The following is a 12617-nucleotide window of genomic DNA, read 5'->3' on the forward strand; positions in this document are numbered from 1 at the left end:
TTGGATATAGGCCGCCTTCAATCGCTCCCGCACCAGCGCGACGCTGACCGAGGACATCGAAATGCTCTCACGCCGCATCGAACCTGCGACGCAAAATTCCCGGAAGAGGGAGGATTTGGTGGAGCCGATCGGGATCGAACCGACGACCTCGTCATTGCGAACGACGCGCTCTCCCAACTGAGCTACGGCCCCACTGGATCGGGTGTTTGGGCGTATTTTACTGCCAAGTCAAGACGGGAGGGCCGGCCTTCCGCCCTCCCCCCGACACCCCGCTGCGGCCCTATTCCGCCGCCTGCGCATAGTCCTCCAGCGGCGGGCAGGTGCAGACCAGGTGACGGTCACCCCAGGCGTTGTCGACACGGTTGACCGGCGGCCAATACTTGTCGACGCGGAACGCTCCCTTGGGATAGCACCCGGCCTCGCGGCTATAAGGCCTGTCCCAGTCGCCGACCAGGTCCTCGACCGTGTGGGGCGCATTTTTCAGGGGGTTGTTCTCGCGCTCCATCTCTCCCGTCTCGACGGCCCGGATCTCCTCGCGGATATGCAGCATCGCGTCGCAGAACCGGTCGAGCTCGGCCTTCGTCTCCGATTCCGTCGGCTCGACCATCAGCGTTCCTGGCACCGGCCAGCTCATCGTCGGCGCGTGAAACCCGTTGTCGATCAGCCGCTTGGCGATGTCGTCCACCGTCACGCCCGCGCTGTCGGCAAAGGGCCGGGTGTCGAGGATGCACTCGTGTGCCACCCTCCCCTTGCGCCCCTTGAACAGAACGTCGAAGGCCCCCTCCAGCCGCTTCGCGATATAGTTCGCGTTCAGGATCGCCACCCGCGTCGCCTGCGTCAGCCCGGCTCCGCCCATCAGCAGCAGATAGGCATAGGGAATGACCAGGATGCCCGGCGAGCCGTAAGGCGCCGCCGACACCGGACCCTCGCGGCCGCCGGTGTGCGGATGCCCCGGCAGGAAGGGCGCCAGATGCGCCTTGACCCCGATCGGTCCCATGCCGGGACCGCCGCCGCCGTGCGGGATGCAGAAGGTCTTGTGCAGGTTCAGGTGGCTGACGTCGCCGCCCACGTCCCCGGGTTTCGCGAGCCCCACCATCGCATTGAGGTTCGCGCCGTCGATATAGACCTGCCCGCCATGCGCGTGGGTGATCTCGCAGACCTCACTCACAGTCTCCTCGAACACGCCGTGGGTCGAAGGATAGGTGATCATGCAGGCCGCCAGCCGGTTGCCCGCCGCCTCGGCCTTGGCGCGGAAGTCGTCGACGTCCACGTCGCCATTCGCCGCCGACTTCACGACCACGACCTCCATCCCGCACATCTGCGCGCTGGCCGGGTTCGTGCCATGCGCCGACACCGGGATCAGGCAGACCTTCCGCGCCCCGTCGCCGCGCGCGCGGTGATAGGCCATGATGGTCAGAAGCCCCGCGTATTCGCCCTGCGCGCCCGAATTCGGCTGCATCGACATCGCGTCATAGCCCGTGATGGTGCAGAGCCGAGCGCAGAGGTCCTCGATCATCGCGGTATAGCCCTTCACCTGTTCGGCCGGTGCGAAGGGGTGGATGTTCGAAAACTGAGGCCAGGTGACCGGCATCATCTCGACCGCCGCGTTCAGCTTCATGGTGCATGACCCCAGGGGGATCATCGCCCGGTCCAGCGCCAGGTCCCGGTCGGCGAGACGGCGCATGTAGCGCATCATCTCGGTCTCGGCCCGGTTCAGGTGAAAGATCGGATGGGTCAGGAACTCGCTCGTCCGGTGCAACTCCTGCGGCAGGCGCGTGTACCCCGCCTCGAAATCGTCTCGGCCGTAGGACAACCCGAAGGCCCGCCACACCGCCTCGATGGTCGCGGGACGCAGCGACTCGTCGACCGACATCCCGATCTTCGTCGTCCCCACCCGGCGGAAGTTGATCCGCTCGCGCTTGCCCGCCTCCATGATGACGCCTTGCATCGGGCCGACCTCGACCGTGATCGTGTCGAAGAACAGCTTCGGCTCGACGGCATAGCCGCCCGCCTCCAGCCCCATCACCAGCCGCTCGGTCTTGCGGTGGACGCGCTGCGCGATGGCTTTCAGCCCCTCGGGTCCGTGGAACACCGCATAGAACGACGCCATGACCGCAAGAAGCGCCTGAGCCGTGCAGACGTTCGACGTCGCCTTCTCGCGCCGGATGTGCTGCTCGCGGGTCTGAAGCGACAGACGGTACGCCTTGTTCCCTCGTGCATCGATCGACACGCCGACCAGCCGCCCCGGCATCGCCCGCTTCAGCCCGTCCTTGCACGCCATGTAGGCCGCATGCGGTCCGCCGAAGCCCAAAGGCACCCCGAAGCGTTGCGTAGACCCGACAGCGATATCCGCACCCATTGCGCCCGGCTCCTTAAGAAGCGTCAGCGCCAGCGGGTCCGCGATGACGATGCCAAGGGCCCCCGCCGCGTGCAGAGCCTCGATCTGCGGCGTGAAGTCCCGGACGTGCCCGTAGGTGCCGGGATACTGGAAGATCGCGCCGAAAACCTTGTCCGCCTCCAGGTCGTCCGGCGATCCCACGATCACCTCGATGTCCAGAGGCTCGGCCCTTGTCCGCATCACCGCGATGTTCTGCGGGTGGCAGTTCTCGTCGATGAAGAAGGCCTTGGCCTTCGACTTCGCCGTCCGCTCGGCCATCGTCATCGCTTCGGCCGCCGCCGTCGCCTCGTCCAGGAGCGAGGCGTTGGCGATCTCGAGCCCCGTCAGGTCCGAGATCATCGTCTGGTAATTCAGAAGCGCCTCCAGCCGCCCCTGCGAGATCTCCGGCTGATACGGCGTATAGGCCGTGTACCAGGCCGGGTTCTCCAGGATGTTGCGCTGGATCGCGGGCGGGGTGACGGTGCCGTGATACCCCTGCCCGATCATCGTCGTGAAGACCTCGTTCCGGTCCGCGATCTGCCGCATCTCCCAGAGCATCTCGCGCTCGGACCGGGGCTTGCCGAAGTCCAGCGGCTCGGCCTGCCGGATCGTCGAGGGGATGGTCTGGTCGATCAGCTCGTCCAGCGAAGCGACGCCAAGCGTCTTCAGCATCGCCTCCATCTCGGCCGGCGACGGCCCGATATGGCGGCGGTTGGCGAAGTCGTAGGGAAGGTAGTCGGTCGGCGTGAAGGTCATGGGTCCACCGTCAAGGGTCAGGTTCGTTCGATGTAGCGGGCGAGGTTGGCGAGCGACGACTGCAAGCCCATGTCATGCGCCTCGGGTGAGATGCCGGCCGGCACGTCGCGGGCCTCGACGGTCACCTCGGTCCCTGCGCCGTCGGGGCGGAAGGTCCAGTCCATCCGCATGGTCCCGGCGAAGCGCGGGTCGTCGCTGTCGAAGTCGACCGAAATCGCCAGGTGCGACGGCGGATCGAGCTCCAGGAACCGCCCCTGCACCCGGTCCGTCCGCGCGCTGGTCTTGCCGGTCGCCTCGTCGAAGTGCAGGACGATGACCAGCGCGCCACCCGGCTCGGGCACGAAGCTCTCGACCGTCATCGAGGCTCCTTCGGGCGGCAGCCAGTGCGCCAGCGCCTCAGCGTCGATCCAGGCCGCATAGGCGGTCGCAGGCTCCGCCGCGACATGCCGCGCGGCCCGGTCGACGCGAGGGGTCAAGCGATCACCCGATCATGTCCTTGTACTCGTCCTCGGACATGAAGGTGTCGAGCTGCTCCATGTCCGTGACCTTCATCTTGAAGAACCACGCGGCCCCAAGGGGATCCTCGTTGACGAGGCCCGGGTTGTCGGCGAGATCGACGTTCACCTCGACGATCTCGCCGTCCACCGGCGCGGCGATGTCGGACGCCGCCTTCACGCTCTCGATCACCACGATGTCGTCGCCCTTGGCCACCTGCGTCTCGGTCTCGGGCAGTTCGATGAAGACGACGTCGCCCAGTTGCTCGGCCGCATGTTCGGTGATGCCCACGACGACGACATCGCCGTCCACCCGCAGCCACTCGTGATCTTCGGTGTATTTCATCGCGTCTGATCCTTCTCAGCGTTTGTAGGTCGAGGGCCGGAACGGCAGGTCGGCGACGGTGGCGGGCAGGCGCTTGCCGCGCACCTCCGCCTCGACGCCCGTGCCGGTCGCGGCATGGTCGGTTGAAACATAGCCCATGCTCACGGGCCGTTCGAGCGACGGTGCGAAGCCGCCCGAGGTGACGGACCCGATCCGCGTATCGCCCACGAAAAGCTCGGTCCCCTCGCGCATCGGCGCGCGTCCGTCGGGCAGAAGCCCGACGCGACGCCGTGCCGCCCCGGTCTCAAGTTCCTCCAGGATGCGGTCCGCGCCGGGAAAGCCGCCCGCACGATCCCCGCCCCGCCGGCGTACCTTCTGGATTGCCCACTCCAAGGCCGCCTCGACCGGAGAGGTGGTGCGGTCAATGTCGTGCCCATAGAGGCACATCCCCGCTTCCAGCCGCAGGGAATCCCGCGCGCCGAGGCCGATCGCCTCGACCTCATCCATCGCCAGCAGCGCTTCGGCAAGGCCCACGGTCCGGCCCTCTGGCACCGAGATCTCGAACCCGTCCTCGCCGGTATAGCCCGACCGCGACACCCAAAGTTCCGCGCCCTCCCAGTCGAAGGTTGCAACGTCCATGAAGCGCAGGCCCGCAACCCCGGGCACAAGCCGAGCCAGCGCCGCCTCGGCCTCCGGTCCCTGCAACGCCAGAAGCCCGCGGTCCGTCACCGGCTCGACCGAGACCGGACCGCCAAGACCCGCCTGCATGTGCGCGATGTCGTCGTCCTTGCAGGCCGCGTTCACGACGACGAACAGGTGATCGCCCCGGTTCGCGACCATCAGGTCGTCGAGAATCCCGCCTTCGTCGTCGGTGAAAAGAGCATAGCGCTGCCGCCCTTCCTTCAGCCCAAGCACGTCGACCGGCACCAGCGTCTCGAGAGCCAGCGCCGCGTCCGACACCGACCCCTCAGGCACCAGCCGCGCCTGCCCCATGTGGCTCACGTCGAAAAGCCCGGCATGCTGCCGCGTCCAAAGGTGCTCCTTGAGCACCCCCAGACCATATTGCACCGGCATGTCGTAACCCGCGAACGGCACGATCTTCGCGCCGAGCGATGTGTGCAGATCGTAGAGCGGTGTCCGCTTCAGCTCAGGCATCGCAACCCTCTTCCCGCCGACGGCCGATGCGTCGGGCACCTCTCGGGCAACGGCCTTGCCCTCTGGCGCCCCCTCTGTCCCTTCGCCTGAGATCGCTATCCCTTCGGCGCCCCGATCGCGGGGTCTCTCCAGAGTGTCCGTCACGCGGCGGTCCGTTGGCCTGAGAGTTTACCGGGGCGGTTGCTCCTTCGGCACCGGGTCGAACCCGGATTCTCCCGTCGCGCAGTTCAGGGATACGCCGGTTCCGCGCGCGCTGGCAAGATCTTGCATCACGCCCCCGCCCACGCCAAACCTCGCCGCATGGATGGTCCCTGGTTCTTCGGATACGGCAGCCTCGTGAACCGGGCGACCCACACCTATGCCGAGGCGCATCCTGCGAGCATATCGGGCTGGCGCCGCGCCTGGCGGCATGTCGAGGGCCGCGAGGTCGCCTTCCTGACCGCCGTGCCGGCGCCCGAGGACCAGATCGACGGGCTGATGGCGCGCGTTCCCGGCGGCGACTGGTCCGCGCTGGACATGCGCGAACATGCTTACGCCCGCGTCATGGCCACGGGCGTCGCCCATGCCCTCGGCGGGCAACCCGAGATCCACATCTACCACGCGCCCGACGACATGCACCGGCCCGCGACGACCATGCGCCCGGTGCTTCTGTCCTACATCGACGTGGTGGTGCAGGGCTTCCTGCGCGAGTTCGGAGAGGGCGGCGTGCAGAGGTTCTTCGACACGACGGACGGCTGGGACGCCCCCGTCCTGAACGACCGCGACGCGCCTCGCTACCCAAGGCACCAGTGCCTGACGGACGAGGAGACGGCCCTTGTGGACCGCCACCTCGCCCTGAAGGGCGTTAACCCTTAATTCATTGGTTTCGCATGCGAAACCTTCGGATCACAGCATCATCTGATAGGTCGTGGGCACATAGTGGAACATGCCCGGTCCTTCCTCGGTGACATAGCCCATTCCGGGGAAGGGCATGTGATAGCCGATCAGCGGATGACGGTCCGCTGCGACCATGCCGAGGATCTTCTTGCGAGTCTCCGCCGCCATCGCCTTGTCCGCGTCGAAACGGACCTCCCACTCGGGATAGGCCAGCGACCAGACGTAATGGTTCGCCGTGTCGGCCATCACCAGCACCTGCTCGCCGCCCGATTCCAGCATGTAGGCCATGTGACCGGGTGTGTGGCCGAACGCCTCGACCGCCGTCAGGCCGGACACAACGCTGCCGCCATCGTTGAGGAAGGTGAACTGCTCGGCGAAGGGCTTCACCTTGGCCGCGAAGTTCTCGTCCTCGGTGCCGTTCCAGTGATCGAACTCGACCTGCCCCGTGACATATCGCGCGTTCGGGAAGGTGGCCGCCCCGCCCTCTCCCGCCATGCCGCCGATGTGATCGCCGTGCATGTGCGTGAGGACGACGACGTCGATCTCCTCGGGTGTCAGACCGGCGGCGGCAAGGGCCGCAACCATGCCCACGGGAGAGGGACCGGTGTCGAAGAGGACCGTCTCGTTCCCGGTCCGCACCACCGTCGGGGTGAAGAAGAACTGCGCCTTGTCGGCCGGGATGAAATTCTGCTGGCTGACCTGCTCGAATTCCTCGGGCGGCACGTTGGTGCCGAAGATCGACTGGATGTCCTCGACGGTCCGCGTCCCGGCCAGAAGGGTCGACACCTGGAAGTCGCCCAGCGCGAAAGTGTTCTGCACGGCGTTCTGCGACTCGCCCATGTGGGCGGCGGCGAAGGCCGGGCGGACGGCTGCGGCAAATGGCAGGGCCGCGGCGCCCCCCAGAAGGGTACGGCGCGAGAAGGTCGGATTTATCATTGAAGTGCTCCCTGAGACGTTGACGTCAGGTCAGCAGTCTAGCGCGGCACCGGGGCCTTTCCACAGAATGAGCCTGTGCGATCACGCATGGGTGAGTGCGCGTTAGCATCAGGTCCACCATTCATCGATGGTGGCGATGTCGCTGTCGGACCAACCGAAGTGATGCGCCAGCTCGTGGACCACGACATGGCCCACCAGTTCGGCCAGCGTCACGTCGCCCCGCTGTATCCATTCGTCCAGGATCGGCCGCCGGAACAGCCAGATCGCATCCGGCCTGTGCGGCTGGTCCGACACCGACTTCTCGATCAGGGGAATGCCGTCATAAAGGCCCGTCAGCTCGAACGGATCCTCGATGTCTAATTCGTCCAGCAGTTCCTCCGACGCGAAGTCCTCGACCTGCAGCGCGACGCCGCGTGCCGGCAGCCTGAACTCGTCCGGAAGTGCCGCGATGGCGGCAAGAGCCATCGCTTCGATATCTGCTGCGTCGGGGGCGGTCGCCTGGGTCCAATCCATCAGGCCTACCTATGCAGGTCGCCCGTCCCGCGCCAGAGCCCGTGACGCACTTGCCCACAGGCAGTAAGATCGTGGAATGACCACCGCGCATCCTAGCGAACCCGACGTCGCCGCCTTTCTCGCCGCCGTCGAAACCGACCGCAGGCGCGACGAAGCGCAGCCCTCGATGCGCTCTGCCGGAGTGTGACGGGCTTCACGCCCCGTCTGTGGCCCTCGGGCATCGTGGGCTACGGCAGCTACGACTACACCTACGCCCGCGGCCATGCCGGCCGCTACCTGGCAACCGGTTTCTCGCCGCGGGCCGCGAAGCTTTCGATCTACATCCTGCCCGGGTATGCCGACTTCGGCCCGATCCTGGCACGGCTCGGCAAGCACAAGACAGGCAAATCCTGCCTCTACGTGAACAAGCTCGAGGATATTGACATGGACGTGCTTGAAGAGTTGATCCGCGCAGGTCTCGAAGACCTCGCGACGCACTGGCCCGTCCTGCCCACCTGATCCCTGATGGACATTCGCGCGACCTTGTGAAAAAGCCTCCCCCCGCAAGGAGAGCCCCATGACCACGACCCGCTTCGCGCCCTCGCCGACCGGCTACATCCACATCGGCAACCTGCGCACGGCGCTGTTCAACTGGCTGATCGCCCGCAAGTCCGGCGGCACCTTCATCCTGCGCATCGACGACACCGACCCCGAGCGGTCGAAGGAAGAATACGTCGACGCCCTGAAGCAGGACCTGGAATGGCTGGGCCTGACCTGGGACCGCGTCGAGCGCCAGTCGCTGCGGCTGGACCGCTATGCCGAAGAGGCGCAGCGCCTGCGCGACATGGGGCGCTTCTACGAGGCGTGGGAGACGCCGACCGAACTGGACCTGAAGCGCAAGAAGCAGCTCAACATGGGCAAGCCCCCGGTCTACGACCGCTCGGCGCTGGCGCTGTCGGACGCCGACCGCGAGAAGATGCGCGCCGAGCGTGGGCAAGGCGTGTGGCGCTTCCGTCTCGACCACGAGCGGATCGAATGGACCGACGGCATCCTTGGACCCATCTCGATCGATGCGGCGTCGGTGTCGGACCCGGTGCTGATCCGGCAGGACGGGCAGGTTCTCTATACCTTCGCCTCGTCGGTCGACGACATCGACATGGGCGTGACTGACATCGTGCGGGGCGCAGACCACGTCACCAACACGGCGACCCAGATCCAGATCATCGAGGCCCTGGGCGGCACCCCGCCGCGCTTCGCGCACCATTCGCTTCTGACCGGCCCGCAGGGCGAGGCGCTGTCGAAGCGGCTTGGCACCCTGTCGCTGCGCGACCTGCGCGCGCAGGGGATCGAGCCGATGGCGCTGCTGTCGCTGATGGCGCGGCTCGGGTCGTCGCAGCCTGTGGAGTTGCGCGGAAACCTCGACGAGTTGATCGAGGGCTTCGACCTCTCGGCCTTCGGTGCGGCGCCCACCAAGTTCGACGCCGAGGACCTGAAGCCGCTGACCGCTCGCGTTATCCAGTCGCTCGACGCCTCGGATGTCGACGCCGAACTGGATGCGGCGGGCGTCCCCGCTGACCGCCGCGACGCCTACTGGCAGGCCGTTCGCGGCAACGTCGACATCCGCGCCGACGCGGGCCGCTGGTGGCCGGTGTTCACGGGCGGTGCGACTCCGATCGTCGCCGAGGAGGACCGCGAGTTCGTCGCGACCGCCCTCGCCCTGCTGCCCGAGCCGCCCTACACAGCCGAGACGTGGAGCCAGTGGACTAACGTCGTGAAGTTCGAGACGGGCCGCAAGGGCAAGGGTCTTTTCATGCCGCTGCGTTTGGCCATCACCGGCGAGACGAGAGGCCCCGAGATGGCCGACGTCATGCCGCTTTTGACGCGCAAACCGGGCTGAAGCGGAAGCCGGCTTGCACTGGTGGCGCTAACGGGCGATGAAGGATGCCGGAGGCGGCGCCCATGAAATCGCACATCCTGACCATCACGCTGAACCCGACGGTGGACTTCTCGACCACCGCCGCCAGCATCGAGCCCGGCCCCAAGCTGCGCTGCACCGATCCCCAGATCGACCCCGGCGGCGGCGGCATCAACGTCGCCCGCGCGATCAAGCTGCTCGGCGGCCAGGCCACGGCGCTCGTCGCCATCGGCGGCGCGACCGGCGCGCATCTTCTCCAGCTTCTAGCATTGGAAGGCGTGCCCACGGTCGCCTTCCAGGGCCCCGGCGAGACGCGCCAGTCGATGTCCGTCATCGACCGCGAGAGCGGCGAACAGTACCGCTTCGTCATGCCCGGCCCGATCTGGCAGGACAGCGACGTACCCCGCGCGCTCAACTCGGTCGACCAGGCCACGGGCGAGGATACCCTCGTGGTTCTCTCGGGCAGCCAGCCGCCGGGCGTCGCCAAGGACTTCCCTTCGATCCTTGCCGACCACGTCGCGGGACGCGGCGCGCGTCTGATCGTCGATACCTCGGGCCCGGCGCTGTTTCACCTCGCCGAACGCCCCCACGATGCGCTCTACGTCCTGCGCATGAACGGCGAGGAAGGCGAGGAATTGGCGGGGCGTCCCCTGCCGACGCGCGAGGACACGGCCGAGTTCGCGCAGGGCCTCGTTCGTACCGGCGTCGCCCGCATCGTCATTGTCGCGCGTGGTTCGGACGGGTCGGTCATGGCCGATACGACCGGGGCCTGGCACGCGGTCAGCCCGCCTGTTCCCGTCGTCTCGAAGGTGGGCGCGGGCGACAGCTTCGTCGGCGCCTTCACCAACGCGCTGGCCGGCCAGGCGACGCCCGAGGACTGCCTCAGATGGGGCGTGGCCGCCGCCAGCGCCGCGACCATGACCGAGGCCACGCGCCTCTGCGACCGCGAGACGACGCGGCGCCAGCTCGAGGATTGCGTGGTCGTCCGGCTCTAGGCCCCGCTCAGCTCTTGATCCGGTAGCCGGTGCGGAAGATCCACCAGACGATCGCAAGACAGGCGCAGGTGAAGATCAGGATCGCCGCGAGGCTCGCGCCGATAGGCACGTCGGCCATTCCGAAGAACGACCAGCGGAACCCGGACACGAGGTAGAGTACCGGGTTGAAGTGCGACACCGCCTCCCAGAAGGGCGGCAGCATCGACACCGAGTAGAACGAGCCCCCAAGGAACACGAGAGGCGTCACGACCAGAAGCGGAACGATATTGAGCTGCTCGAAGCTTTTTGCCCAGATCCCCAGGATGAAGCCCAGAAGCGAGAAGCTGACGGCGGTCATCACCAGGAACGCGAGCATCCAAAAGGGATGCGCGATGCGGACGTCGACGAAGAAGAACGAGGTCAGAAGGATGATGAGGCCGATCAGGATCGCCTTCGCCGCCGCCGCGCCCACATATCCCATGACGATCTCGAAGGCCGAGATGGGGGCCGACAGCACCTCGAAGATCGTGCCGATGAACTTGGGGAAATAGATCCCGAAAGCCGCGTTCTGGATCGACTGCTGCAGGACCGTCAGCATGATGAGTCCAGGCACGATGAAGGCGCCGTAGGGTACCCCCTCGACCTCCTGAATCCGGCTGCCGATGGCGGCGCCGAAGACGACGAAATACAGCGAGGTCGAGACCACCGGGGAGACCACCGACTGGATGATCGACCTGAAGAAGCGCGCCATCTCGAAACGCCAGATGGCGAATATGCCTGTCCAGTTCATTTGCCGCCGTCCTTCACGATGTCGACGAAGATTTCCTCGAGCGAGCTCTGGCTGGTGCGAATGTCGGCAAGCGTCAGCCCCGCCGCCTGCACCGCGCCCAGAAGCCGGGTGATCCCGGTCCGCTCGCCCGTGGTGTCGTAGGTGTAGATCAATGCGCGGCCGTCGTCGGCGCGGCGCAGGTCGAAGGCCGACAGGGTCTCGGGGATATGGTCCACCGGCGACTGAAGGTCTATGCGAAGCTCTTTCTTGGCGAGCCGCTTCATCAGCGCCGCCTTCTCCTCGACCAGGAGAAGCTGACCGCCGCTGATGATGCCGATGCGGTCGGCGATGGCCTCGGCCTCTTCGATGTAGTGGGTCGTCAGGATGATCGTGACGCCGTCGGCGCGCAGCGTCTCGACGATGCGCCACATGTCGCGGCGAAGTTCCACGTCGACGCCCGCCGTGGGCTCGTCGAGGAAGAGGACGCGCGGCTCGTGCGACAGAGCCTTGGCGATCAGCACCCGGCGCTTCATGCCGCCCGACAACGCGTTGATACGCGAGTCTTTCTTGTCCCACAGCGACAGGTCGCGAAGGATTTTCTCGATCAGCGCATCGTTGCGGGGCCGGCCGAACAGTCCGCGTGAGAAGCGCACGGTGTTCATCACCAGCTCGAACGGTTCGAGGTTGATTTCCTGCGGGACGAGGCCAATGAGCTTGCGCGCCGCCCGCCAGTCGTCCTGGATGTCGTGACCGCCCACCCTGACCTTGCCGTCGGTCGGCGCAGTGATGCCGCAGACGGCCGAGATCAGCGTCGTCTTGCCCGCGCCGTTCGGGCCGAGAAGTGCCAGGATCTCGCCCTGCTCGATGGTCAGGTCGATGCCCTTCAGCGCCTCGAACCCGCTGTCATAAGTCTTTTTGAGGTGCTCGACCTCAACGATTGCCGTCATGGGAAACTCCGTCGTCGAGGCGCAAGTTAACGCCATCGGCAGAAAAGTGAACCGATCATTTCAGTAGAGAGGGGGCTGCGGGGGTGCGGGATGTGGGGGGCATTACCTAGCATTATTGGTTTTGCGCAGACGCATCGGTCATCCGGACTGGATCAGAGACTTTGTCCTAAAGCAGTCAAAACAAACGAAGACGAAGACCATGCCAACGTCGGCAAAACAGATCTCATCTCCGACAGAATCTAGCTGCGCGAAGAACGTCATTTCCTCGCCACAGCTATCACAGCCAACGTCTTCCCTTCCCTGCAGAAAATCGGGGCGACCACCAATTTTAGACCTCTTCCCCACGCCGTCTTCTGCCCAGTCGAAACCGACGACAGCCTTCGCTTCTCGTGTCTTCGGTTTCATTTCGAGACGAATTTCAGGGATGGTCTTCATAGCAGTCCAAAGGGGTGCAAGAATTGAAGTGCGCCCCAGGATACTGCCAATAGTTCAGATAATATGCCACCTAGAATGGTTCAGAACAGTCGTTCCCTGAATACACCTGTCGTTCGCGCCTCCGAAACATCAAGCACAAAAAAGGCCGCCCCGGAGGGCGGCCCCT

General features: G+C 66.0%; 13 protein-coding genes, 1 tRNA gene and 2 riboswitches. Of the genes, 4 read left to right on the plus strand and 10 right to left on the minus strand.

Annotation, left to right across the window (positions count from 1 at the left end):
• Positions 1 to 116: 116 nt before the first annotated feature.
• The 5 genes from EF888_RS18215 to gcvT all read right to left on the minus strand — a co-directional run bounded on the left by EF888_RS18215 (position 117) and on the right by gcvT (position 5107).
• Positions 117 to 192 (minus strand) — tRNA-Ala (locus EF888_RS18215).
• An 88-nt stretch (positions 193 to 280) separates the two neighbouring features.
• Positions 281 to 3133: an aminomethyl-transferring glycine dehydrogenase gene (gcvP, locus tag EF888_RS18220; protein WP_109759454.1), complete on the minus strand. Its 2853-nt coding sequence runs from the start codon at positions 3131 to 3133 to the stop codon at positions 281 to 283.
• A 17-nt stretch (positions 3134 to 3150) separates the two neighbouring features.
• Positions 3151 to 3609 (minus strand): SRPBCC domain-containing protein, encoded by a 459-nt coding sequence (locus EF888_RS18225; protein WP_109759453.1) that lies wholly within the window; start codon positions 3607 to 3609, stop codon positions 3151 to 3153.
• A 4-nt stretch (positions 3610 to 3613) separates the two neighbouring features.
• Positions 3614 to 3973 (minus strand): glycine cleavage system protein GcvH, encoded by a 360-nt coding sequence (gcvH, locus tag EF888_RS18230; protein ID WP_109759452.1) that lies wholly within the window; start codon positions 3971 to 3973, stop codon positions 3614 to 3616.
• A 15-nt stretch (positions 3974 to 3988) separates the two neighbouring features.
• Complete coding sequence (gcvT, locus tag EF888_RS18235) at positions 3989 to 5107, minus strand: glycine cleavage system aminomethyltransferase GcvT (RefSeq protein ID WP_109759451.1); 1119 nt, start codon at positions 5105 to 5107, stop codon at positions 3989 to 3991.
• Positions 5108 to 5177: 70 nt separating this feature from the next.
• Positions 5178 to 5243, minus strand: a riboswitch (glycine riboswitch).
• Between the two features lie 2 nt (positions 5244 to 5245).
• Positions 5246 to 5335: riboswitch (glycine riboswitch) on the minus strand.
• 72 nt (positions 5336 to 5407) lie between these two features.
• Between gcvT and EF888_RS18240 the strand changes: the two genes are divergently transcribed.
• Positions 5408 to 5962 carry a gamma-glutamylcyclotransferase gene (locus EF888_RS18240; protein WP_109759450.1) on the plus strand — a complete coding sequence of 185 codons (555 nt, stop codon included), beginning with the start codon at positions 5408 to 5410 and terminating at the stop codon, positions 5960 to 5962.
• 30 nt (positions 5963 to 5992) lie between these two features.
• Here EF888_RS18240 and EF888_RS18245 read toward each other — a convergent pair whose 3' ends face one another.
• The gene (locus tag EF888_RS18245) at positions 5993 to 6919 is read right to left on the minus strand and encodes an MBL fold metallo-hydrolase (RefSeq protein ID WP_109759449.1); all 927 of its coding nucleotides are present in this window, start codon (positions 6917 to 6919) and stop codon (positions 5993 to 5995) included.
• Positions 6920 to 7027: 108 nt separating this feature from the next.
• On the minus strand, positions 7028 to 7432 hold the full coding sequence (locus EF888_RS18250; RefSeq protein WP_109759448.1) for a metallopeptidase family protein: 405 nt from the start codon (positions 7430 to 7432) through the stop codon (positions 7028 to 7030).
• 183 nt (positions 7433 to 7615) lie between these two features.
• Between EF888_RS18250 and EF888_RS18255 the strand changes: the two genes are divergently transcribed.
• The 3 genes from EF888_RS18255 to EF888_RS18265 all read left to right on the plus strand — a co-directional run bounded on the left by EF888_RS18255 (position 7616) and on the right by EF888_RS18265 (position 10321).
• On the plus strand, positions 7616 to 7930 hold the full coding sequence (locus EF888_RS18255; protein WP_338143039.1) for a DUF1801 domain-containing protein: 315 nt from the start codon (positions 7616 to 7618) through the stop codon (positions 7928 to 7930).
• A 58-nt stretch (positions 7931 to 7988) separates the two neighbouring features.
• Complete coding sequence (gene gltX / locus EF888_RS18260; protein ID WP_109759447.1) at positions 7989 to 9308, plus strand: glutamate--tRNA ligase; 1320 nt, start codon at positions 7989 to 7991, stop codon at positions 9306 to 9308.
• A 62-nt stretch (positions 9309 to 9370) separates the two neighbouring features.
• On the plus strand, positions 9371 to 10321 hold the full coding sequence (locus EF888_RS18265; protein WP_109759446.1) for a 1-phosphofructokinase family hexose kinase: 951 nt from the start codon (positions 9371 to 9373) through the stop codon (positions 10319 to 10321).
• 7 nt (positions 10322 to 10328) lie between these two features.
• On the opposite strand, the gene EF888_RS18270 is transcribed toward EF888_RS18265, so the two are convergent.
• The 3 genes from EF888_RS18270 to EF888_RS18280 all read right to left on the minus strand — a co-directional run bounded on the left by EF888_RS18270 (position 10329) and on the right by EF888_RS18280 (position 12451).
• Complete coding sequence (locus EF888_RS18270; RefSeq protein ID WP_109759445.1) at positions 10329 to 11090, minus strand: ABC transporter permease; 762 nt, start codon at positions 11088 to 11090, stop codon at positions 10329 to 10331.
• Positions 11087 to 12016, minus strand: coding sequence for an ABC transporter ATP-binding protein (locus tag EF888_RS18275; RefSeq protein WP_109759444.1), 930 nt, complete (start codon positions 12014 to 12016; stop codon positions 11087 to 11089). Before EF888_RS18275 ends, EF888_RS18270 begins: the two co-directional genes overlap by 4 nt.
• Positions 12017 to 12154: 138 nt before the next feature.
• A complete protein-coding gene (locus tag EF888_RS18280) occupies positions 12155 to 12451 on the minus strand; it encodes a YwqG family protein (protein WP_109759443.1) in 297 nt (98 codons plus the stop codon).
• Positions 12452 to 12617 lie beyond the last annotated feature (166 nt).

Origin of the sequence: Silicimonas algicola (assembly GCF_003970735.1) — a bacterium.
GTDB lineage: Bacteria > Pseudomonadota > Alphaproteobacteria > Rhodobacterales > Rhodobacteraceae > Silicimonas > Silicimonas algicola.